Annotated in this window: 20 protein-coding genes and 1 pseudogene; 13 read left to right on the top strand and 8 right to left on the bottom strand. The window is 49.8% G+C overall.

Features of this window, described 5'->3' with window-relative positions; genetic code table 11:
- The first annotated feature begins 5 nt into the window (after nucleotides 1–5).
- Genes IBT47_RS21230 through IBT47_RS21220 form a run of 3 tightly spaced genes read left to right on the top strand, consistent with a single transcriptional unit; the run spans nucleotide 6 to nucleotide 2,887 of the window.
- Nucleotides 6–755 carry an amino acid ABC transporter permease gene (locus IBT47_RS21230; protein ID WP_234472032.1) on the top strand — a complete coding sequence of 250 codons (750 nt, stop codon included), beginning with the start codon at nucleotides 6–8 and terminating at the stop codon, nucleotides 753–755.
- Nucleotides 752–2,164 (top strand): dihydropyrimidinase, encoded by a 1,413-nt coding sequence (gene hydA / locus IBT47_RS21225; protein WP_200562837.1) that lies wholly within the window; start codon nucleotides 752–754, stop codon nucleotides 2,162–2,164. Before IBT47_RS21230 ends, hydA begins: the two co-directional genes overlap by 4 nt.
- A gap of 45 nt (nucleotides 2,165–2,209) precedes the next feature.
- Nucleotides 2,210–2,887 (top strand): GntR family transcriptional regulator, encoded by a 678-nt coding sequence (locus IBT47_RS21220; RefSeq protein WP_105592724.1) that lies wholly within the window; start codon nucleotides 2,210–2,212, stop codon nucleotides 2,885–2,887.
- 12 nt (nucleotides 2,888–2,899) lie between these two features.
- Here the strand turns inward: IBT47_RS21220 and IBT47_RS21215 are convergent, their stop codons facing one another.
- On the bottom strand, nucleotides 2,900–3,478 hold the full coding sequence (locus IBT47_RS21215) for a TetR/AcrR family transcriptional regulator (RefSeq protein ID WP_105592725.1): 579 nt from the start codon (nucleotides 3,476–3,478) through the stop codon (nucleotides 2,900–2,902).
- 151 nt (nucleotides 3,479–3,629) lie between these two features.
- Nucleotides 3,630–4,217, bottom strand: coding sequence for an NAD(P)H-dependent oxidoreductase (locus tag IBT47_RS21210; RefSeq protein WP_200562835.1), 588 nt, complete (start codon nucleotides 4,215–4,217; stop codon nucleotides 3,630–3,632).
- Nucleotides 4,218–4,477: 260 nt separating this feature from the next.
- Here IBT47_RS21210 and lptF point away from each other — a divergent pair, with 260 nt between their 5' ends.
- Entirely contained in the window at nucleotides 4,478–5,548 is a 1,071-nt protein-coding gene (gene lptF, locus IBT47_RS21205; RefSeq protein ID WP_200562833.1) for an LPS export ABC transporter permease LptF, read from the top strand.
- Nucleotides 5,545–6,624, top strand: a complete 1,080-nt coding sequence (gene lptG / locus IBT47_RS21200; protein WP_200562831.1) for an LPS export ABC transporter permease LptG — start codon at nucleotides 5,545–5,547, stop codon at nucleotides 6,622–6,624. Before lptF ends, lptG begins: the two co-directional genes overlap by 4 nt.
- On the opposite strand, the gene IBT47_RS21195 is transcribed toward lptG, so the two are convergent.
- Complete coding sequence (locus IBT47_RS21195) at nucleotides 6,621–7,337, bottom strand: thymidylate kinase (RefSeq protein WP_200562828.1); 717 nt, start codon at nucleotides 7,335–7,337, stop codon at nucleotides 6,621–6,623. The genes lptG and IBT47_RS21195 overlap by 4 nt on opposite strands.
- Nucleotides 7,338–7,481: 144 nt before the next feature.
- Between IBT47_RS21195 and IBT47_RS21190 the strand changes: the two genes are divergently transcribed.
- Together IBT47_RS21190 and IBT47_RS21185 are read left to right on the top strand one after the other, a co-directional pair.
- Nucleotides 7,482–8,210 (top strand): hypothetical protein, encoded by a 729-nt coding sequence (locus IBT47_RS21190; RefSeq protein ID WP_200562826.1) that lies wholly within the window; start codon nucleotides 7,482–7,484, stop codon nucleotides 8,208–8,210.
- On the top strand, nucleotides 8,203–8,952 hold the full coding sequence (locus tag IBT47_RS21185; protein ID WP_200562824.1) for a hypothetical protein: 750 nt from the start codon (nucleotides 8,203–8,205) through the stop codon (nucleotides 8,950–8,952). The genes IBT47_RS21190 and IBT47_RS21185 overlap by 8 nt, the downstream gene beginning before the upstream one ends.
- Nucleotides 8,953–8,980: 28 nt before the next feature.
- Here IBT47_RS21185 and IBT47_RS21180 read toward each other — a convergent pair whose 3' ends face one another.
- Both IBT47_RS21180 and IBT47_RS21175 read right to left on the bottom strand, forming a co-directional pair.
- The gene (locus tag IBT47_RS21180; protein WP_200562822.1) at nucleotides 8,981–9,340 is read right to left on the bottom strand and encodes a diacylglycerol kinase; all 360 of its coding nucleotides are present in this window, start codon (nucleotides 9,338–9,340) and stop codon (nucleotides 8,981–8,983) included.
- A 26-nt stretch (nucleotides 9,341–9,366) separates the two neighbouring features.
- Nucleotides 9,367–10,491 (bottom strand): N-acetyltransferase, encoded by a 1,125-nt coding sequence (locus IBT47_RS21175; protein ID WP_200562820.1) that lies wholly within the window; start codon nucleotides 10,489–10,491, stop codon nucleotides 9,367–9,369.
- Nucleotides 10,492–11,071: 580 nt separating this feature from the next.
- On the opposite strand from IBT47_RS21175, the gene IBT47_RS21170 reads away from it, so the two are divergent.
- The 4 genes from IBT47_RS21170 to IBT47_RS21155 are packed head-to-tail and all read left to right on the top strand — an operon-like array spanning nucleotide 11,072 to nucleotide 15,176.
- On the top strand, nucleotides 11,072–12,811 hold the full coding sequence (locus tag IBT47_RS21170) for a fatty acyl-AMP ligase (protein WP_200562818.1): 1,740 nt from the start codon (nucleotides 11,072–11,074) through the stop codon (nucleotides 12,809–12,811).
- Entirely contained in the window at nucleotides 12,808–13,722 is a 915-nt protein-coding gene (locus IBT47_RS21165) for an NAD(P)-dependent oxidoreductase (protein WP_200562816.1), read from the top strand. The genes IBT47_RS21170 and IBT47_RS21165 overlap by 4 nt, the downstream gene beginning before the upstream one ends.
- A gap of 34 nt (nucleotides 13,723–13,756) precedes the next feature.
- Nucleotides 13,757–14,017: an acyl carrier protein gene (locus IBT47_RS21160; protein ID WP_200562813.1), complete on the top strand. Its 261-nt coding sequence runs from the start codon at nucleotides 13,757–13,759 to the stop codon at nucleotides 14,015–14,017.
- The gene (locus tag IBT47_RS21155) at nucleotides 14,004–15,176 is read left to right on the top strand and encodes an aminotransferase class I/II-fold pyridoxal phosphate-dependent enzyme (protein ID WP_200562811.1); all 1,173 of its coding nucleotides are present in this window, start codon (nucleotides 14,004–14,006) and stop codon (nucleotides 15,174–15,176) included. The genes IBT47_RS21160 and IBT47_RS21155 overlap by 14 nt, the downstream gene beginning before the upstream one ends.
- Here the strand turns inward: IBT47_RS21155 and IBT47_RS21150 are convergent.
- The 3 genes and pseudogenes from IBT47_RS21150 to IBT47_RS21140 form a co-directional block, all read right to left on the bottom strand.
- Nucleotides 15,173–15,781: a YtfJ family protein gene (locus tag IBT47_RS21150; RefSeq protein WP_200562809.1), complete on the bottom strand. Its 609-nt coding sequence runs from the start codon at nucleotides 15,779–15,781 to the stop codon at nucleotides 15,173–15,175. The two genes, IBT47_RS21155 and IBT47_RS21150, sit on opposite strands and share 4 nt — an antisense overlap.
- A gap of 48 nt (nucleotides 15,782–15,829) precedes the next feature.
- The gene (locus IBT47_RS21145) at nucleotides 15,830–16,663 is read right to left on the bottom strand and encodes a hypothetical protein (RefSeq protein ID WP_200562807.1); all 834 of its coding nucleotides are present in this window, start codon (nucleotides 16,661–16,663) and stop codon (nucleotides 15,830–15,832) included.
- Nucleotides 16,653–18,000, bottom strand: a pseudogene (locus tag IBT47_RS21140) (lipopolysaccharide biosynthesis protein). The gene IBT47_RS21145 and the pseudogene IBT47_RS21140 overlap by 11 nt, the downstream one beginning before the upstream one ends.
- Before the next feature lie 472 nt (nucleotides 18,001–18,472).
- On the opposite strand from IBT47_RS21140, the gene IBT47_RS21135 reads away from it, so the two are divergent.
- Nucleotides 18,473–19,219: an SDR family oxidoreductase gene (locus tag IBT47_RS21135; RefSeq protein ID WP_200562804.1), complete on the top strand. Its 747-nt coding sequence runs from the start codon at nucleotides 18,473–18,475 to the stop codon at nucleotides 19,217–19,219.
- Between the two features lie 210 nt (nucleotides 19,220–19,429).
- Nucleotides 19,430–19,978: a DUF2946 domain-containing protein gene (locus tag IBT47_RS21130; RefSeq protein WP_234472031.1), complete on the top strand. Its 549-nt coding sequence runs from the start codon at nucleotides 19,430–19,432 to the stop codon at nucleotides 19,976–19,978.
- Nucleotides 19,979–20,068 lie beyond the last annotated feature (90 nt).

Raw genomic sequence — 20,068 nt, 5'->3', positions numbered from 1 at the left:
TCACTATGATTCAGGGCTGGAGCTGGGAAGGCTACTTCCATTATCTCACCAACTATTTCATTTTCCTTGGGGCGGTGAATACCGTCCTGTTAACCCTGGCTGGAATGGCAGGTGGGCTGGTACTGGGTGTGGTGCTGGCCTTCGCCAGGCTGTCGCCCTGGTCCTGGGTTAATCAGTTAGCGCGTACCTATATCTGGATTTTCCGCGGTACGCCGCTGCTGGTGCAGTTGATTATCATTTATACCGGCCTGCCGCAGATCGGCATTCGCTTTACGGTGATCGAAGCGGTGATCACCGGGCTGGTGCTGAATGAGGCGGCCTATCTGGCAGAGATTATTCGCGGCGGTGTGCAGGCGCTGCCGAAGGGGCAAATCAACGCGGCCAGGGCGCTGGGCTTTAACCATGCAGGCGTGGCGCGCTACGTGATTTTCCCGCAGACCATGCGCCTGATCCTGCCGTCGCTGGGCAACAGTTTTAACGGCCTGCTGAAAACCACCTCGATCGCCTCGGTGATTTCGATGGAAGAGCTGCTGCGCCGTACGCAGATCCTGATGCAGGAGCAGTTTATGGTGCTGGAGCTGTTTATGGTGGCGGCAACCTACTACCTGATCCTCACCACGCTGTGGGACTTCATTCAGCGGCGCATCGAGCTGCACTACGCGAAAGCGTATCAGAGTACCCAGCATAGCCGCCCGGTGAAAAAGGCCCCGTTAACAGACACCAGCACCGCGCTGGCCAAGGAGACACAGCGATGAGCACGTTCGATCTGATTGTGAAAAATGCCGATATCATTACCGCTTCCGACCGTTATCACGGCGATATCGGCATCCGCGACGGCAAAATCAGCATGATTGCCGCCGGGCTGAATGCCGAAGACGCGCGTCAGGTGATTGATGCCGCGGGCAGAATGGTCACGCCGGGCGGCGTTGATGCCCACTGCCATCTCGATCAGCCCTCGACCGATGGCTCAATCGGGGCCGACGATTTCATCAGCGGCACGCGGTCGGCTGCGTGCGGAGGCACCACCACGGTGATCCCCTTTGCCATGCAGTTTAAGGGCCAGAGCCTGCAGGATGCCGTTGCGGACTACCATCAGCGCGCCGAGGGCAAAGCCTGCATTGATTACGCATTCCATCTGATTATTACCGATGCCAACCCGGCGGTGATTGCTGAGCTGCCGGCGATGATCGAGCAGGGCCACACCTCATTTAAGATTTATATGACCTATGAGGCGCTGAAGCTGCCGGATCACCATATTCTGGATGTGCTGGATGCCGCCCGCCAGCTGGGGGCGATTTCGATGATCCACGCGGAGAACGATGACTGCATCAACTGGCTGACCGAGCGGCTAAAGAAGCAGGGAAAAATCGCCCCGCGCTATCACGCCCTCGCCCACTCGCCGATCGGCGAACGCGAGGCGACCCACCGCGCGATTTCGTTGGCCGAACTGGTCGATGTGCCGATTCTGCTGGTGCACGTTTCCAGCCGGGCGGCGATTGAACAAATTTACTGGGCGCGCGGCCAGGGCATGCACATTTTTTCGGAAACCTGTCCGCAGTATCTGTTTCTGACGGCGGAAGACCTCGGGATTGATGACAGCTTCCACGGGGCGAAATGCATTTGCAGCCCGCCGCCGCGCGATACGGACAGCCAGAACGCGGTATGGACGGCGCTGGCCAACGGCACCTTCACCATTTTCTCCTCGGATCACTGCCCGTTTAATAATGATGCCACCGGCAAAAAGCTGCACGGTGAAAACGCATCGTTCGATCTGGTGCCGAACGGCATTGCCGGTCTGGAAACGCGCATGCCGCTGTTAATGAGCGAGGGCGTGCTGAAAAATCGCCTGTCGGCCCAGCGCTTTGTCGATCTGACCGCTACCGCCCCGGCGAAGCTTTATGGCCTCTATCCGCAAAAGGGCACTATCGCCCCCGGTTCTGATGCCGACCTGGTGATCTGGGATACGCAAACGCCGAAAACTATCAGCAGCGCCATGCTGCACACCAACGCCGACCATACGCCGTATGAAGGGAAAGAGGTTCAGGCCTGGCCTGCCGTTACGCTGTCGCACGGCGTGGCGGTGTGGGACGATAATCAGTTCCACGGCGTGCCGGGCCAGGGGCGTTTCCTCGCCTGCGCGGTCCCTTTCCCATCGGAAGGATAATTCGGTAAACTAGCGGCGGAATTAACTACTGGAAACTGCGTGAAGATGACTGACTATCAGGACCATACGCTGGCGGCAATTATGGCGTCAAAACCGTTGTATATGAAATCGGCCAGCCTGTCTGAGCAGGTCTATGTATTACTGAAAGAGTTAATTCTTGAGCGTAAAATTCCGGGCAACAGTGAAATGTCGGAGTCGCGCCTGGCCGATGAGCTACAGGTTTCACGCACTCCAATGCGTGAAGCGCTGGTCAGGCTGGCCGGTGAGAACCTGCTGGAGCGCCGCGGCGCACGCTCTTACACCGTTCGTTCGGTGGATATCAAAGAATACTTAGATACCATGGCGCTGCGTGAACTGCTGGAAGTGGAAGCGGTTGGCAAGGCGCTGGATAAAATCGGTACGCCAACGCTGGATGCGCTGATCGCCGAGCTGCATGAACTGATGAAGGCCGACGAGGAGCATCTTTTCTGGCGCTATGACGAGAAGCTGCACAACACCATCGCGGAAGCCAGCGGCAACGTGGTGCTGGCCGGCGTGTTAAAGGGGCTGCGGGTTAACGTTCGCCTGTTCCGCCTTCACAGCCCGCTGCATCGCCAGAGCGAGAATCACACCGAGCATCTCGATCTGCTGACCGCCATGCGCGAAGGCGACCGCGAGAAAAGCCTGGCCTCCATCCGCAATCACATCAGTAAGTTACGCAACGACGTCATGGCGTCTTTATAAACGACAGCCGCACTAGCGGCTGCGTTCCACCATCGCCACAATCACCTGATACAGTTCATCAACCGCCTGCTGCTCAGCAATATCGCCGCTGACGGCGGTGGCAGAAAGGCTGTCCGCCGCACCGAGCATCGCCCACAGCGCCGCATCCGACAGACCGCGTGGGCCGCTAAACATCGCCAGCGAGCGGCGGCATTTTTCCAGATAGCTTTTCTGACACTGCTTCCTCAGCTCGGCAAGTTCCGGCGAACCGCTCAGCGCGGCAAGCACATCGGGAATTTCCCGCCCTTCCGTCAGCACGCAGTTCACATAGCTGGACGCAATAATACGGGCTTTCTCATTCAGAACCGGTTCCGCAGCGGCCACCGCATCGTCGATAACCTTATTCTGGCGGGATTCAAAATCCTGATACAGTGCAGCCAGCAGCCCCTGACGGGAGCCAAAATGCTCGTACACGGTGGGCTTAGTGATGCCTGCCGCCTCGGCAAGATGGCCCATCGTCAGCGCATCGGTCCCTTCGCTGGCAATCAGCCGCCACGCAACCGCGATCAGCTGAGCAAAGCGATCTTCCTTAGATAAGCGACGCCGCGACATCACTGACCCCGCGCCGTCATGCTTAACGCTGTATGGTGAATAATGACGCCGTGCTTCTCGTTCAGAATGCGGGGCATGCCGAAGCTCCTCGTTGTATCAATCCTGAAAAGATCGATGGTGAAAATAAGGCTGACTGGCCGCTGGCGTGGCGTTATCCGGCGATTTTATTACCGATTTTCAGCGCGATTTCCAGATGTGATTCAGGGAATTGGCCGTTTGGCGTCAGCAGCAGCTCAGATGTAACCACCTTTGCACCCACAAAATCAAATATTCCACGATCGATCTGCGTTCTCATCGCCTCATCATACCCACGACGAGAATAGGTCCCTTCGTCGGCGGCACCAATGCCAATCAGATGAACGTTCAGATTCGGCAGCATTTTTATCAGCCCACCGTCTTCTGCGGAGTCATAGGCCCAGCCGTTGGTAAACACGCGATCGATCCAGCCTTTCAGCATACCGGGGAAAGACCACCAGTAGATGGGATAGACCAGCACCAGCGCATCAGCCCGATCGATACGCTGCTGTTCAGCCACGATTTCCGCCAGCGGCGATGACTGATTGCGGAAAAATGCCAGGTCCGGCGCGGCAAAACGCGGATCGAAATTTTCTGCAAACAGATCGGCGATTTCAACGGTATTGCCACTCCCGGCATCAGTGACACCTTTCGCCACGCGGGCGGCAACATTGTGGGTGAATGACTGTGTATCCGGATGAGCAACAACAATAAGTGCGTGCATAGGTAGGTCCCCTGAGCGTGATGAGAGTGTGTTTGGCCATGATTGCCACAACATACCAAAAGTATGTTACTAATGGTATGTTGTAAATTATTCTCAAATACAGATCAACTACCAGATGGCTTACCGCACTAATCGCTCATCGCGAGCAGGCCGCTCGGGCAATAGCACGTAACTGCAAGACGGTAACGCGACTGAACTATTACTCTGAAAGGCTATAAAAATCCGTTATTTATGACGCTGATATTGAGTCTCAATATTTTATGTATTTAATCGAACGCTACATCATGGTTGCAACGCAACGACTGGTGATAACAATAATCGGCTTCCTGATTTTTATCTTTGCCAGTTATTCAACTCAACGCTATCTGACCGATGCCGCCAACGGCACGCTGGCGCTGCAATCGGTGATGTATATCGTTTTCTATAAAATATTGATTGCTCTGGAGATGCTACTTCCCATCGGGCTTTATGTTTCCGTTGCCGTTGCACTGGGACAGCTTTATAACGATTCAGAAATAACTGCCGTACTGGCTTCAGGTATAAGTCCTTTTCGGATTTATAAAGCCATCATGTTCCTGGCGATCCCGTTAGGTATTTTAGTGACCCTGCTCTCGATGTACGCTCGCCCCTGGGCCTATGCGCAAATATTCCAGTTAAAACAGCAGGCGCAGTCTGAATTAGATGTCAGCCATCTACAGGAAAAGAAATTTAATCTGAATGACAGTGGCAGAATGATTTTGAGCGATAAGATCGATCGTAAAAATAACCTGCTGTCAGATGTGCTGATTTACAGCACCTCCGGCAATAACACCTTGTTATTCCGGGCACACTCTGTGCAGGTGGTCAATCCTGCGATCGCCTCACCGGCGGTCACGCTTCATTCCGGCACGGCATATCAACTTGACCGTAAAGGCACGGATGACAACGTGCAAACGTATAAAAACTTTAATCTGCATCCTAAGCCAATGAAGCAAAGCATCGAACTCAGAAGTAAATCTGCCTCAATGGCGGAACTGTCGCGTTCACACGATCCCGCCGATATTGCCGAACGCCAGTGGCGGGAAAGCCGTGGAATTATCGCTATTTTAATGGCCCTGCTGGCGATACCATTAAGCCGTACGCGGCCACGCCAGGGGCGATTTGCCACACTGTTACCCCTGGCCGTACTGTTTGTTCTCATCTTTTATGCCGGTAACATCAGCCGTTCACTGGTGGCCAGCGATATTATCCCCTCATTCCCCGGCGTGTGGACGGTGCCATTGATAATGCTGATGGGTTTCTTCGGTCTTTTGACCCATCAGGCCTCGCTTTTACAGAAGTTTTTCCGGTGAATATTTTTAGCCGTTATCTGATTAAAAATGTTTTTCTCGGTTTCGCTGCCGCGGCGGCTTTGCTGATCCCACTCTTTTCCACTTTTGATTTTATTAATGAGCTGGATGATGTCAGTTCAGGCGGATACCACTGGACTCAGGCATTGATGGTGGTATTGATGAAACTGCCTCGCTGCCTGATCGATCTGGGGCCTTTTATCGCTTTGCTTGGCGGGATTGTCGGGCTGGGCCAGCTGTCGAAAAGCCTGGAGCTGACTGCGATGCGCGTCTCCGGCATGTCAGTTTTCAGGATAGGAATGAATGCGCTATGCGCAGGTATTATTTTTACCGTAGCGCTGTGTGCGCTGGACGAATGGGTGGCTTCACCGCTTCAGCAGCGGGCACTCCAGTTAAAAGATATTGCCGAGGCCAGAGATGATAATGCGTCCGGCTCAGCTAACACGCTGTGGGCGCGTAAAAATAATGAGTTTGTTACGATTAAAACGCTGGATGAATACAACCGGCCTGTTGGCATTGAGATATTTAAATATCACAAGGATCAAACCCTTAATTATTATATTTATGCGAAAACCGCGACCATTATTGGCAACGGCATATGGACTTTATACGATGTTAATCAAAAAACATGGACCGACGGAAAAGAAACTTCAACGTTACATGACAGTATGTCGTGGCAATCGATATTCAACCATACCAGCCTGAAAGAATTAATGATGCCCAGTGATAGCTTTTCAATCCGACAGCTGAATAACTACATCAATTATTTGCAAACAACAAACCAACCCGATCTAGAGTTCAGAATTGCACTTTGGCAAAAGCTCGGGCAGCCTGTTTTGATACTTGCGATGATATTACTTTCCGTTCCCTTCACATTTAGCAATCCTCGGGCGCCAGGTATGGGAAGCCGCCTGGCTACGGGTGCTGTTATTGGGTTACTCACCTATGTCAGCTACCAGATCATCGTCAACCTTGGCCTGTTGTTCTCTTTCAGTGCACCGTTGACGGCACTTCTTCCCCCCATACTCCTGCTGGCATCAGCATTAATACTGGTTAACCGATTTGACAAGAAGCATTAGCCCTGATGACTAGCCCCCATTTTGTATCCTCTCGACTGCAAAAAATCAGCAACGACACGTTCTGTCAAAAGAAGAACATGGTCGAGAGGTTGATTAACGTCGATATCGACAGTTTCAGAACCGGGGAAATTCAGCTTTGAAGTGACGGCTACTTTTTTTTCCAGCGATTCCCGGCGGTGATCGGGTTTTCGTGCACAGGCAACATCAATGTCAACGTCAAGTTTTAACACCAGGTCGGGCTTGTAACTGGTCATCCAGCGAAATGCCTGATGTTCACGGCCAGCCAGCCAGTTAATGAAAGGCCTGCCGGGAACATGCTCAGGCAAAAGAACACCATCATAGGCACCGGGAATTTGCATCTGAGGATAGCGATCGGCCAGGATAATCAGCCCCTGCTTGCGAAGGCGTAGCATACGGCGAAAACGAAAAAGACGCCGTAAAACAAAAATCATCATGACCAGTGCTGGTACCACACCGATTTTCGATTTTGCTACTTTCACTTTTTTACGATCGATAGTTTTACCCAATTTTTTACCCAGCAGCGGCAATTTCACTAACTGACGTTCTACATTACCTGCCTGCTTTCCTAAATGTACTTTAACAGCAGGGACATATTGATTAATAAATCCAATAAGGTGTTCAGAAATAGTCGACTTTCCGGAACCGTCGCAGCCAATAATAGCGATGATTGGTGGGTTGTTTTTCGAATTCATACAGCCATCCCTGTGAAATAAACTCCTCAGGATATAGCATTTTAAAAGAAGATTGTCGCTAATCATGCTTGTTATTCTACAGAGCTTAAACGCACCGAGAACATCGTGCATTATGGAATGCAATGTTAAAACAGGGTTGTTAACGTGAAGAATTTAAAAACGATTATCAATCACTCCCCGGTTCGGGCGATCGCGATTACGGGATGCGACGGTGCCGGAAAATCAACGCTGGCCGCTCATCTTGCAAATCATCTTTCATCTCAGGGTGAAACAGAACTGATTTATCTGGGGCAGTCTTCAGGATTTATTGGCAAACGGATCGCCGAAATTCCGGTTATCGGTTCATATATTGGGAAATATTTAATTAACCGTTCTGAACGCGTGCACAATCGCCCCTCTTCCCCACCGGGAAATATCGCTGCGCTGGTCATTTATCTGCTCTCCTGCTGGCGGGTCTATAAGTTCCGCCGCATGTTGGCGAGATCCCAACAGGGCTGTCTGTTGATTACCGACCGCTATCCGCAGGCAGAAATTCCGGGGTTCCGCGTTGATGGTCCTCAGCTTGCAAAGGCGGAAGGCGGTAATTACTGGGTGCGCATGCTGAGAAAAAGCGAACTGCGGCTTTACCGCTGGATGGCTTCATACCCGCCGGCGTTGCTGATCCGTTTGAATATTGATGAGCAAACGGCGCACTTACGCAAACCCGATCACGCCCTGTCTGCACTACGCGAGAAAATTGCCGCGATACCACAGCTGACCTTTAACGGCGCGCAAATTCTTGATTTAGATGCCCGTGAACCGGAAAGCAAAATAATCGATACATCACTGCGGGCGGTTCATCTCGCCCTTTCAGGCCTACAGAAAAATGCATAGCGATAAATTAAACGCCCAACACTCTGCCACCCACATTCCCGGACTGATTGCCGTGGTGGGCTGCGACGGCACCGGAAAATCGACGCTGACCGCAGATTTAGTGAAAACACTCAGTTCATCCTGCGCAGTGGAACGCCGCTATCTTGGATTAATATCCGGCGAGGATGGCGATAAAATCAAACGTTTACCGGTGATTGGCGTATGGCTTGAGCGCCGGCTGGCGGCAAAATCGGAGAAAACCCAGCGCATGAGCAGTAAAGCGCCTGCTCTCTGGGCCGCACTGATTATGTACGGGCTTTCCGTGTGGCGAAAAGCGAATCTGGCTAAAGCGAAACGCTTAGCTCAAAGCGGCGTACTGGTGATCAGCGATCGCTATCCGCAGGCTGAAATTTCCGGCTTTTATTATGATGGCCCCGGCATTGGAGTTGAACGCACAAGCGGGAAATTGATGACGTATCTGGCGGAACGTGAAAAACATTTATACCAGCAGATGGCTTTGTACCAGCCTGAGCTGATTATTCGTCTGGAAATTGATGCCGATACCGCCTTTTCACGCAAACCCGATCATAACTATGACGAACTGCGCGACAAGGCCCTTGTGATGAGCCAGCTTAATTACAATGGTTCCAGAGTGTTAAACATTGATGCCCGGGCTCCCTATGATGAGGTTCTGCAAACCGCGCTGGCGGCAATTTATCCGGTTATTTCTGCCGAACGGACGGAGAAACTTGCCGAGGCTTAATTTGGTATAAACATAGCGAGATTATCGGCTAAAGCAAAATCATTGCCCAGACGGTCACGGTCATCAGCATCGTGACAAGTTGTGCGGCACCGCCAATATCTTTTGCTCGTTTTGACAGTGGATGAATCTCCAGAGAAATCCGGTCGATGGCGCTTTCGATAGCCGTATTAAGGAGTTCTACGACCAGCAGGAGAAAGCAGCTGGAAACTAAAAACAGACGTTCAACGGCTGACACATCAACGCATAGCGCAATGACGAATAATAGTCCAGTAATAATAAACAGCTGCCTGAATGAATTTTCCGTTAACAGTGCGTTAGCAAGACCAGACAGCGAGTTTTTTATACTGTCGAACAGACGGCCGAATCCCTTTTTCTTTTCAAATAGCATCGCGATATTATTAACCCAAGAAGATATTAAAGTTGTTTTTCATATAACCGGTAACGCTTGTAAGGTATCGCACCAATTTTTTCCAAAATATTCCTCATCCCGGCGTTAGATTCTAAAATCCACGACATTTCTAACGCTTCGATGTTCCACTTACCAAATGCGGCATGCAGCGCCTCGATAAGTAGCAGGGCAATAACCGGCCCAATCCGGCTAAACTGGTGTTCGATTTTTACCCCCATCAACGGCACCCTGGCCGTACGCACCTCGCTGACCTTCAGCCGCCAAAGGAGTTTCGCCCAGCCAAGGGGGAATAATCGCCCGTTGAGATCGGCAATCGCTTCATTGATATTAGGCAGGCCGATAATGAACGCGACGGGTGCGGAATCTATCTCGGCGATAAAGATCATATCATCCGGCACCAGGAATTTTAGCTGGTCCCCCATAACGGCAAATTCGTGTTCGGTAAAGGGTACAAATCCCCAGTTTTTCTGCCATGCCGAGTTAAAAATCTGGCGCAGAACCTGCATTTCCTCGCTGAATTTCTTGCGATTAAGGCAGCGAATGCTGACTTTGCTGCGAGCGTGGTCCATAAGTTTAGCCAGTGATGGTGGGAACTGGAGTTCCGCCAGGCGCATCCAGTAGGCCAGCAGATCGATGCCCTGTGTATAACCCTGCTGCTCAACTCTGGCTGAATAATAAGGCATACCGTGCGTCATCATGGCGCTTGGCGGGGTGTCAAAGCCGTCAATCAGCAGGCCACTCTCCTGATTGATATTCAGACTGAAGGGGCCGGTGATTTTTCTGGCACCTTTTGAAGCCAGCCAGTTTTCCGCAGCCGAAAATAACAGTCTGAATACCTCTGGATCGTCGACGGCATCAATCATGCCGAAATGCCCGGTATCCGGTCCATAGAGCCCTCGGTGTAAGGAATCAACCTGGGCAGATATCCTGCCAACAATTTTCCCCTCTTTTTTTGCCAGCCATGTCTGCCATTCGATATGTTCATCTGCCGGATTTTTTTTCGAAAAGTGCTCTAACCGCTCTAAATTTAAAGGATTAATCCAGCCGGGATCGTGTTGAAAAAGATCGGAGGGAAACGTAATAAATGACTTAAGTTGGCGCTTATTGATAACTTTTTCGATGTGAATCATACATACCATTGAAACTGATAATTGACGAAAAAAACACACAACAACCTGTTAAAGATTGTATTAGCTACGGTTATTGTGCCCTTTATCCCTTTTCATTCTGCAATACTCGAAATGTATTAAATACTTATATAGAAAAGGAAAGCTTTGTTTTTTTATCCTGTAATCTAAGCGAAGTAAATCATCAGAGCGTTAGGCATATTATGCTGTTAACAAACCATTCTAATAAACAATTACAGTTTCTTATTTGAAAAATATTTTCCCTAAAAGAAGTCAAAAAGCCTTTAACACTAAATGCTACATTCAAGCAAGCGCAGGAATTTTCGCTACAGGAGGGTTTAAAAATCACAGCCGCCGCAGTATTTTAATGCCGTGATAAAATTAAAAAACAATGTGTCATATTTTCCTCTCGGGCTGTCCGCACGCAGTATTTCCTATCATGCTGTGACTTATCAACACCTGTGTCATTAAAGGCAATTTTGTGAGACAAAAAATGTGCTTGTGTAAATAGTTACGCAAATAAAAACCTCCAAATAGTAATCATTTCTATTACTAGATAATTTAATCTATAAATGGGTTGTATATGCACGAAACACGATCTACGCATTCTCTTCCTATGCGCTACGCAGACTTTTCTTCTCTCGTTGAAGCTTTAGACTACGCAGCCCAGGGAAGTACCGGGATGAATTTCTACGATCGACGTAACCAACTCCTGGCCTCGCTGGAATATCGCGTACTACAGCAGCGAGCGGTGAGTGTGGCCCGTCGATTGTTATCAATGAACCTGAAAAAAGGGGATCGCGTCGCGCTGATTGCAGAAACCAGCGTCGGCTTCGTCGAAGCTTTTTTTGCCTGCCAGTATGCGGGCCTCGTTGCGGTTCCTTTGGCCATTCCTATGGGCGTTGGCCAGAGTGCATCCTACATCGACAAGCTACAGGGGCTGCTCAAGAGTTGCCAGCCGGCCGCAATTATCAGCAGTGATGAATGGTTACCGTTAGTCAAGCCCGTACATAACGAAGCCGCGCATATACGTATCCTCACTCACCGAGAAATCAATGAGCTGCCGGAGAAAGATATCCAGCTCAAGGTGCCTCTACCGGATGATATCGCCTATCTTCAATACACTTCCGGCAGCACGCGCTTTCCACGCGGAGTGATTATCACCCAGCGTTCGGCAATGGCGAATCTACAGGCCATTAGCCGTTATGGTATTAAGCTGCAGGCCGGTGACCGCTGCGTTTCCTGGCTGCCTTTCTATCACGACATGGGGCTGGTTGGTTTTCTCCTTACGCCAGTGGCAACCCAGCTCTCCGTTGACTATCTGCGTACGCAGGATTTTGCGATGCGCCCGATGCAATGGCTAAAACTCATCAGCAAAAATCGCGGCACCGTTTCCGTTGCCCCTCCTTTTGGCTATGAGATATGCCTGAGGCGCTGTAGTGATAAAGAGATTGCTGATTTGGATCTGTCCAGCTGGCGTGTGGCCGGGGTCGGTGCCGAGCCGATTTCTGGCGAGCTGCTACAGCGTTTTGCCGAGTGCTTCAGCAAAATTAACTTTGATAGCAAGGCGCTGATGCCCTGTTATGGCCTGGCTGAAAATACGCTGGCGGTTAGTTTCTTCGATAACGTTGCCGCTCGGATGGTCGATACGGTCGATCGTGATATTCTGGAATATCATGGCAAAGCCGTTGAGCCAACCCGGAACACGCGCGCCAGAGTAACTTTCGTTAACTGCGGGCGGGCGCTTCCGGGGCATCGAGTTGAAATTCGTAATGAGTCAGGGAAAATCTTAGCCGACCGTGAAATCGGTCATATCTGGATTTCAGGTCCCAGTCTGATGAGTGGCTATTTCAGAGATAACGCTTCTCGCTCGAAAATCGAGTCCCTCGGCAGAATGGATACCGGCGATCTAGGCTACCTGCTGGACGGGGAGCTGTATGTTACCGGTCGGAAAAAAGATCTTATTATCATACGCGGCCGTAATATCTGGCCGCAGGATATTGAATACGTTGCCGAATCGGTACCGGAAGTTCGTACCGGCGATGCCATTGCCTTCGTGACGTCAAACGAGCGTGATGAGGCAGGGAAAATTATTTTGCAGATACAGTGTCGTGTGAATTCCGAAGAGCGCCGGGATCAGATTATTCATATGCTGACGTCTCGTATTCAAAGCGAGTTTGGCGTAACAGTAGAAGTTAAACTTTTGCCTCCGCATAGTATCCCCCGCACATCTTCAGGAAAACCGGCGCGGGCCGAAGCTAAGAAGCGCTATCTCAGTGAGGCGATGAGCTCGCCCTTGCAGCTGGCAGGCTATGCACAATGAACAGAACGGTAGCCGTTACGGGCGTAACGGGGTTTATCGGCAAGCATATTGTCGAGAAACTACTTTCACGAGGCTTCGTTGTCAGAGCATTAACCCGGCAGGATAGTACCCTTACGGCAGATAATTTGATCTGGGTGTGCGGTGACCTGGACGATCGGGTAGCATTGGCTGAACTGGTCCGGGGAGCAGAATGCGTTATCCACTGCGCGGGCCAGGTCAGAGGCAGTCAGGAAGACGTTTTTACCCACTGTAACGTATCCGGCAGTCTGCGTCTGATGCAGGCTGTGCAGGCAGGCGGTCACTGTCAGCGCTTCCTGTTTATTTCTTCGCTGGCCGCGCGGTATCCGCAGCTTTCGTGGTATGCAAATTCAAAGTTTATTGCCGAGCAGAAGCTAACCGCCATGGCATCTGATATTTCTCTCGGTATTTTCCGCCCCACGGCGGTCTATGGGCCGGGTGATAAAGAACTGAAGCCGGTATTTAACTGGCTCCTGCGCGGTATTCTTCCCCGCCTCGGCTACGCTGAATCCCTCCTGTCGTTTCTTCACGTCAGCGATTTAGCAGAAGCCGTCTATCAGTGGGTTATCACGGAAACATCTGAGACAACCCCCTTCGAGCTTTGTGACGGAGATGTAGAGGGATACAGCTGGAAACGTCTGCAGGAGATCGGTTCCCGTATACGTGGTAATCCGGTGCATTTAATCGGCGTTCCCCTTCCACTGTTAAAACTGGCCGCCGACGTCAGTATGCTATCGCATCGTATAATGCGAAAAGAACCGATGTTAACCCGCAGCAAAATCCGGGAATTAACCCACAACGACTGGTCAGCAAGCAATTCCCATATATCAAAATATATTAACTGGCGTCCTGAGGTTAGCGTAGAGCGTGCGCTGCGCGAAAGACTCTTTTAATTTCCCCAGACTATAGGTATTAAAAATCATTTCTATGTGCAACCGTGAATTACTAATGGACTATATCCTGGAATGCATCCAGGAGATGGCAAAAAAAGATGTTGAAATTAAGAAAGAAAGCGATCTGATCAACGACCTTGGCCTTGAATCCGTTCAGGTGATGAATTTGTTAATGATGCTTGAAGATAAACTCGATATTTCAATACCCATGAATATTTTATTGAACGTCAGAACGCCTGAGCAACTACTTGAAACCTTATTCTCATATCTGGAGAGCACTAATGGGTCTGTATGATAAATTCACCCGCCTCGCTAACCAGCGAGAGCAGTTTCAGACATCCGGCCTTAATCCCTTCGGTACCTGCATTGATGAAGTCTATTCTGCTACAGAAGGCCGAATCGGCGAGCGAAATATTGTCCTGGCAGGAACTAACAACTACCTCGGCTTAACCTTTAATGCGGAAGCCATTGCGGTTGGCCAGGCGGCACTGGCTAATCAGGGAACGGGCACCACCGGTTCACGTATGGCGAACGGCAGCTACGGTTCTCATCTGGCGCTGGAACACGAGCTGGCGACTTTTTTTGACCGGCCTACCGCGATTGTTTTCTCTACCGGCTATACCGCGAATTTGGGCGTTATCAGTACACTGGCCGACCCGAATGCTGTCGTGCTAATCGATGAAGACTGCCACGCCAGCATCTATGATGCCTGCGTTCTGGGCGGCGCGCAGATAATCCGTTTCCGACATAATGATGCCAGGGATCTGGAACGAAGAATGGTTCGGCTGAAAGAGCGGGCGAAAGACGCAATTATCATCGTCGAAGGGATTTACAGCATGCTGGGGGATGTTGCCCCGCTGGTTGAAATTGTCGAGATTAAAAAACGCTTCGGAGGTTATCTGCTGGTCGACGAGGCACACTCGTTCGGCGTTATGGGTGCTACCGGCCGAGGCCTGGCTCAGGAGCTGGGGGTTGAACAAGACGTAGATATTGTGCTGGGTACCTTCAGTAAAAGCCTGGCGTCAATCGGTGGATTTGCCGTCGGTTCTGCAGCAATGGAAGTTCTGCGGTACAGCAGCCGTCCTTACATTTTCACCGCGTCGCCATCACCCTCATGTATTGCTTCAGTTCGGGCATCGCTGCAAATTATCGCCCAACAACCTGAGTTACGTGAAAAACTGTGGGCTAACGCCGCCAGACTTTACCAGGGCCTTGAAAAAATCGGCTACACCCTCGGTGCACATATCAGTCCGGTAGTTCCGGTCGTGATTGGGTCGAAAGAAGAAGGCCTGCGTTACTGGCGGGAACTGATTGACAGGGGCGTTTACGTTAATCTCGTTCTGCCACCGGCAGCACCATCCGGCATTACGCTACTCCGATGCAGCGTTAATGCCGCACACAGCGAAGAGCAAATCGATAAAATTATTCAGGCCTTTACCGCGCTACAGCGTTAAGGGGAAACTGCCGCAGAGGATGGGGCACCGCTATGGCGATCGGGTTTGCCCGTATCGAGTAAATGCTGTATCAGGCTAATTACCTGAAGCACTTCACCTGGCGTCAGCGCCCCATCTTTTGCCCACTGAACCCGCCCTTCACGATCGAGAACCACTATCGTAGAACTGTCCTCTTTCAACTGCCAGACCTTGCGCCCCAGGCCATCACTATCGATGATAAACTGGGCCCAGGGATAATGGCGTTGATTTTTCTCCACTTTACCGACCACAAATAAGCCTGTACCGGGAAACTCATCATCCGTGTTCACAATCGTTGTCGGCTGGAATTGGTCACTCGGGAAGTTTGCCGCTTTAATCGCTTTTATCAGGATGGAGTTTTTCTTTTTTGCTGAACGACGCCCGGCAATGTAGTGCACTACCCGAACTTTCCCCTGCAATTTTGAACTGTTCCATTTTTTATAGCTGATTTCATTACCGTTAAGGACTAATTCGCCGCGATCGGCTATTCCAACCGGGGCAACATGTTGCCCCTTGATGAAGTTATGTGAAAATGCCAGCGTCGGAAACAAAATAAGCAATAACAGTGTCGAAATACGTAGCACCATAGACTTTCCTTATCAACGAATTATCAACGTAAACATTCCCTCTGAGGTTTATAAAGGATAACGCGTAACAAACATTTCAATAGGTTGACGAATATTATTAGCCATCTGGCTGGATTCACTGTAGGACTTTTTACCTGATAATTTATCGGCAACCATCTCGTCATGACGGTCACCCATTAATCCATTAATATTGGATAAAAATCCGGAAAGCTGACATGCATCTAAATTACCCGGGTCCAGCGACCTCATCGTGTCATAGTAAGATACCTGCTGGCTGACAATTTTACGGACATCATGGAACTCATCTCCCGTCAGTTTAGGATTAGCTATCGCCTCTTGCAGTTTACGTATCTGCTGCTGCCTGTACTGTATAAAACCATGATCATCATCCAGGACCGTATGGCGCAGGCAGTAGCGAACGACGGACCAGACCGGCGCACTTAAAATCACATTCAACAATCGCCCGTAAATCTTGATGTTTTTTTCATTGTGATTGCGAAAGGCATCCTGGAAATGCCCCAGAAAAACCGTAGTCTGACGGAAAATAAAGTTGGATTCATGTTTTTTACTGTAAAGTCGCTGGGCAAACCGTAAATGTTTATAGCGTGCGCGAATATATTTATACTGAAGCCGTTCTTTTTCACTCAGAACGTTTCCCTGTAATACATGATTAATTAAATCCAGCAAATCCTCACGTTTGAATCCATCTTCCCAGAATTGTAAACACAAGGCGTAATAATGACGGATATCATCCGTTGAGCATCGTAACTCAATAAACGTCGGTAAACTGGCTGACTCGACAAGCTTGTCATCTTCTTCTACAGCCGTGAAGAGTCGTTCAATTGTTTCAGGGGAAAACTTTTCCCATTTTTTACTGCTCATTTTTACTCGCCCCAACAGAAGTATTAACAGAAAGAGAACGGCGATGACGATAAGCCCATAGCGTAGGGATTAGAGAGAACAGGACGTCAAAACACTGCCCGCCAAAATACGCATAGGCTGCGCCGATCACACCAAAGAAATGCGGTAATACAAGTAACAATACGATGTATGACGCGGAAGCAAATGTTTGCATAACCAGATAGGTCCGCTGTTTTCCCGCCATCAACAATAATGACTCCTGCGGAAAACCCATCATGGAGATCACAACGGCCCCCAGCATCACCTGTATAAGGTCATATGCTTCAAGATACTTTAGCCCAAAAACAAAGGAGATTAATGGCTTACCCACGACAACCACCAGCAACGCGACCAGTATTCCTATGGCCCCCGCCAGCAGTGCTGACCGTAGCCCAAGCACCCAGGGCCTTTTACTGGCAGGGGTCAAGACGCATGATCTCCGGATAAAAACTTTTCGCCAACAGGCTTGCTGGCGTTCCCGTGGCATCAAAAACGGTCATGGCGATCTTAAATAGCCCCGCTGCCACCGGCCCCAGAATAATACCCACCAGGACCGTGCTGCATGAATTGCGCGCAGACCAAATAGAGTGCGAAAGATTGGTCGTCCACACAAAGTTCCATGCACCCGATAATCTCCGCGCCGGTTCAATAAAACCGGGGCGCAGAGCTTTATGAAAGTTTTTCCTGCGGAGTTCGCGCGCGGAAAACCACCAGAATAACAGGCTGGCGAACAGATTCGAGACAAACCAGGTGACAATAAATCCGGCAAAACCGAGCTGGAAGAAATAAGAAATGACACTGCCAATAGCAATCATTAATGGTTTGATTGCCTGCTGAACGGCAATCAGGTCGAAACGGTCCAACGTTCGCAGAATTCCCGTTGGCGTTGATGAGGCCATAAAAGGAATCAGCGTGCAGTATAATAGTGCCAGTTTAAAGTTTTCCGCATCCAGTCCAATAACGTCGGACAGCCAGGGCAACAATATCATTCCGGCCAGCATTGCCAGCGCGCCGCTGACAATATCCAGCCCAAATGAAAATGCAATCACATCGCGAAAGCGTTGTATATTTTTACTGACTAACGCTGGCATACCAAACTGAACGATGAATTGCCAGGTCTGAAACTTGGCAAAATCACTGACGGCTTTGGTATAGGACTGAATAACAATCAGTACGCCAAACATCTCAGGCGACATGCCTCTGCCGGCACATGAAAGCGCCAGCAGCCCCAGCAACGCACTAACAACGTTTCCGGAACCTAAATAAGCACTATTGCGGATAATGGTGCGGAAAGCACCATCAGAAAACCATTTTTTCATGGAAAAACCAGATCATAGACAGCTTATAGATCAGAGCAGGTTATCAATCATTTAGCCGATATCACTCCGCCTGACAGGTATAAAAAACAACGACCCTGGATAAGCCAATTTATGATTATTGATATAAAAAATCACCTACTCTGCTTTCTTATTCTTTCAAGAAAACGGCGATGACTGTCTGTTCAAGCGAGGAAACAGGATAAACGATATTGCTCACCGGCTAAAGGCTTTTACCCTAAAACCGCATTAGTAATCAAAAAATGTATTATTGGCAAAGTCAGGCTGTGGGTTCGGGAAATATTTTAAATTATCACGCGATCAATATTACAAAAATAAATAAAAGTTAATTAACATCTGACTGGCTGGATTTTTTAGCTGACGCATTTTGAGCACTGTTGGGAAAACGGCCTCCGTTCACTTGTGTCAACTTACGTGTAAATGAAATAATTTATGATAAATCAGAGAGGAAGAAATGCTGAAAGGCAAACGAGCAGTGATTACCGGAGGCGGCCGTGACTTTGGTCAGGCCATTGCCGTCTGGTTGGCCAGAGAAGGAGTCGAAGTTGATCTTTGCGCGCGCAAAATTACCGATGCAAAAGCTACCTGCGACATTATTCACTCAGAAGGTGGAATGGCACGCGGTTATGAGTGCAATATGGCTCAGCCGGACTCGATTAGCCGGTTCTCTACGGCGCTTTTACATCCGCAAAAAGCCATCGATATTCTTATCCTCAGTGCTGCGCAATGGCTGGAAGGAGAACTGGATGAGCAAACGCCTGCTGAGATCATCAGCACAATCAACTCCGGATTAACCGGCCCTGTTCTGTTAACTCAGGCGCTTTTACCCGGCTTACGTCTGTCATCGGGTGCAGATATCGTGACTATCGTCTCATCCTGCGGCATTCCACAGTTTACGGACTCAGTTGCACATCCCGCATTTTTCGCCAGCAAGCATGGAATAAGCGGTTTCAGTCAGAAACTCGCCGGTCAGATGGCAAAGGAGAACATCCGTCTCACTGCGCTGTATCCACCGGATTTTGAAATCACCAGTTTGCAGGCATCGACCACGGGGAATGAGCGAATGGGAGAAAACCTGCTTAACGGCCAATCGCTGTGGGAAACGATCCGTTTTGTGCTGACCCAGCCGCGGAGCTGCCATATCAGCACGATCTATTTTCAGGGACCGACTCGGCAGGCGTTAAGCCGTTCTACTCCGTAAAAATAATTGACCCGCAATGTTAACGAAATGTTTAAATAAAGCCGAGTTACCGCGTAATTTTTTGCACTATATGGCAAAGCAAATAAAAAATAATTTTTTCCTTGATTTAGATTTCATATTTGCCAGAAAAGCCGTTAAAATTTCCACCATTATGAATAATGCTATCGGACTTTCGCTTTGGTTTCTCTGTTAGGCCTTTCGCAACGCCGCATGCCAGCCTTTATTGCCGTACTGGCAATACTGATGCTGTTTATTGCTCCAGAGGTGTCGAAAACTCTGGCGCAATGGCGTGCAGCAAACGCGATAATGGCTCAGGGAGAACAGGCTGACTCAGGACCTGACGATTCAATGCAGGCTGACGGCATGTCTGATGGCGCGCTCCCTGACCATTCAATACCGGTACGAGATACCCAACATGCCGTAGCGCACGACGCTTCCATGCCCATGCACCATATGGCTTCCGGCATGGCCCATCATACAATGCCCGCCGTAAACACCGAAGGCAGCGCGAAAAAATCCCCATCGATGTCGGACCATAATAGCTCGCAGCCCGTAACAGGCGGAATGGCGACGATGGACGATCTCGCCTGCGGCTACTGCGAACTGCTGGTACACTTCCCGTTTATGATCTGGGTGCTTATCCCTCTGATCTGGCTTTTATGTACTTCAACGCGCGCACCGCCGGTACGCCTTGTTGTCTCATTTTTCGCGACATTCCTGCCTGGCTGCTGCCTTCCCCGAGCTCCGCCTGCCCACTAATCACGCCGTTATTCCACTATAAAATTAAAATTCCTGATTAATTTTCAGGAAAAGAAACCTGCATTTTAAATTATGTGCTCTGCACAGGAT

It is taken from the genome of Erwinia sp. S43, from assembly GCF_016624745.1.
Taxonomy (GTDB): domain Bacteria; phylum Pseudomonadota; class Gammaproteobacteria; order Enterobacterales; family Enterobacteriaceae; genus Erwinia; species Erwinia coffeiphila.
Note: the sequence above shows the minus strand (reverse complement) of the source record. Positions and strands in the feature narration are given on the sequence as shown.

Bases quoted from the DNA above. Each gene is read 5' to 3' on its own strand.
- IBT47_RS21150 (WP_200562809.1), bottom strand. From the start codon at position 15,781: ATGGTGCTACGTATTTCGACACTGTTATTGCTTATTTTGTTTCCGACG.
- IBT47_RS21160 (WP_200562813.1), top strand. From the start codon at position 13,757: ATGTGCAACCGTGAATTACTAATGGACTATATCCTGGAATGCATCCAG.
- IBT47_RS21185 (WP_200562824.1), top strand. From the start codon at position 8,203: ATGCATAGCGATAAATTAAACGCCCAACACTCTGCCACCCACATTCCC.
- IBT47_RS21210 (WP_200562835.1), bottom strand. From the start codon at position 4,217: ATGCACGCACTTATTGTTGTTGCTCATCCGGATACACAGTCATTCACC.
- IBT47_RS21145 (WP_200562807.1), bottom strand. From the start codon at position 16,663: ATGAGCAGTAAAAAATGGGAAAAGTTTTCCCCTGAAACAATTGAACGA.
- hydA (WP_200562837.1), top strand. From the start codon at position 752: ATGAGCACGTTCGATCTGATTGTGAAAAATGCCGATATCATTACCGCT.
- IBT47_RS21165 (WP_200562816.1), top strand. From the start codon at position 12,808: ATGAACAGAACGGTAGCCGTTACGGGCGTAACGGGGTTTATCGGCAAG.
- IBT47_RS21195 (WP_200562828.1), bottom strand. From the start codon at position 7,337: ATGAATTCGAAAAACAACCCACCAATCATCGCTATTATTGGCTGCGAC.
- IBT47_RS21155 (WP_200562811.1), top strand. From the start codon at position 14,004: ATGGGTCTGTATGATAAATTCACCCGCCTCGCTAACCAGCGAGAGCAG.
- IBT47_RS21220 (WP_105592724.1), top strand. From the start codon at position 2,210: ATGACTGACTATCAGGACCATACGCTGGCGGCAATTATGGCGTCAAAA.
- IBT47_RS21230 (WP_234472032.1), top strand. From the start codon at position 6: ATGATTCAGGGCTGGAGCTGGGAAGGCTACTTCCATTATCTCACCAAC.
- IBT47_RS21175 (WP_200562820.1), bottom strand. From the start codon at position 10,491: ATGATTCACATCGAAAAAGTTATCAATAAGCGCCAACTTAAGTCATTT.
- lptF (WP_200562833.1), top strand. From the start codon at position 4,478: ATGTATTTAATCGAACGCTACATCATGGTTGCAACGCAACGACTGGTG.
- IBT47_RS21170 (WP_200562818.1), top strand. From the start codon at position 11,072: ATGCACGAAACACGATCTACGCATTCTCTTCCTATGCGCTACGCAGAC.
- IBT47_RS21180 (WP_200562822.1), bottom strand. From the start codon at position 9,340: ATGCTATTTGAAAAGAAAAAGGGATTCGGCCGTCTGTTCGACAGTATA.
- IBT47_RS21215 (WP_105592725.1), bottom strand. From the start codon at position 3,478: ATGTCGCGGCGTCGCTTATCTAAGGAAGATCGCTTTGCTCAGCTGATC.
- IBT47_RS21135 (WP_200562804.1), top strand. From the start codon at position 18,473: ATGCTGAAAGGCAAACGAGCAGTGATTACCGGAGGCGGCCGTGACTTT.
- IBT47_RS21130 (WP_234472031.1), top strand. From the start codon at position 19,430: ATGCCAGCCTTTATTGCCGTACTGGCAATACTGATGCTGTTTATTGCT.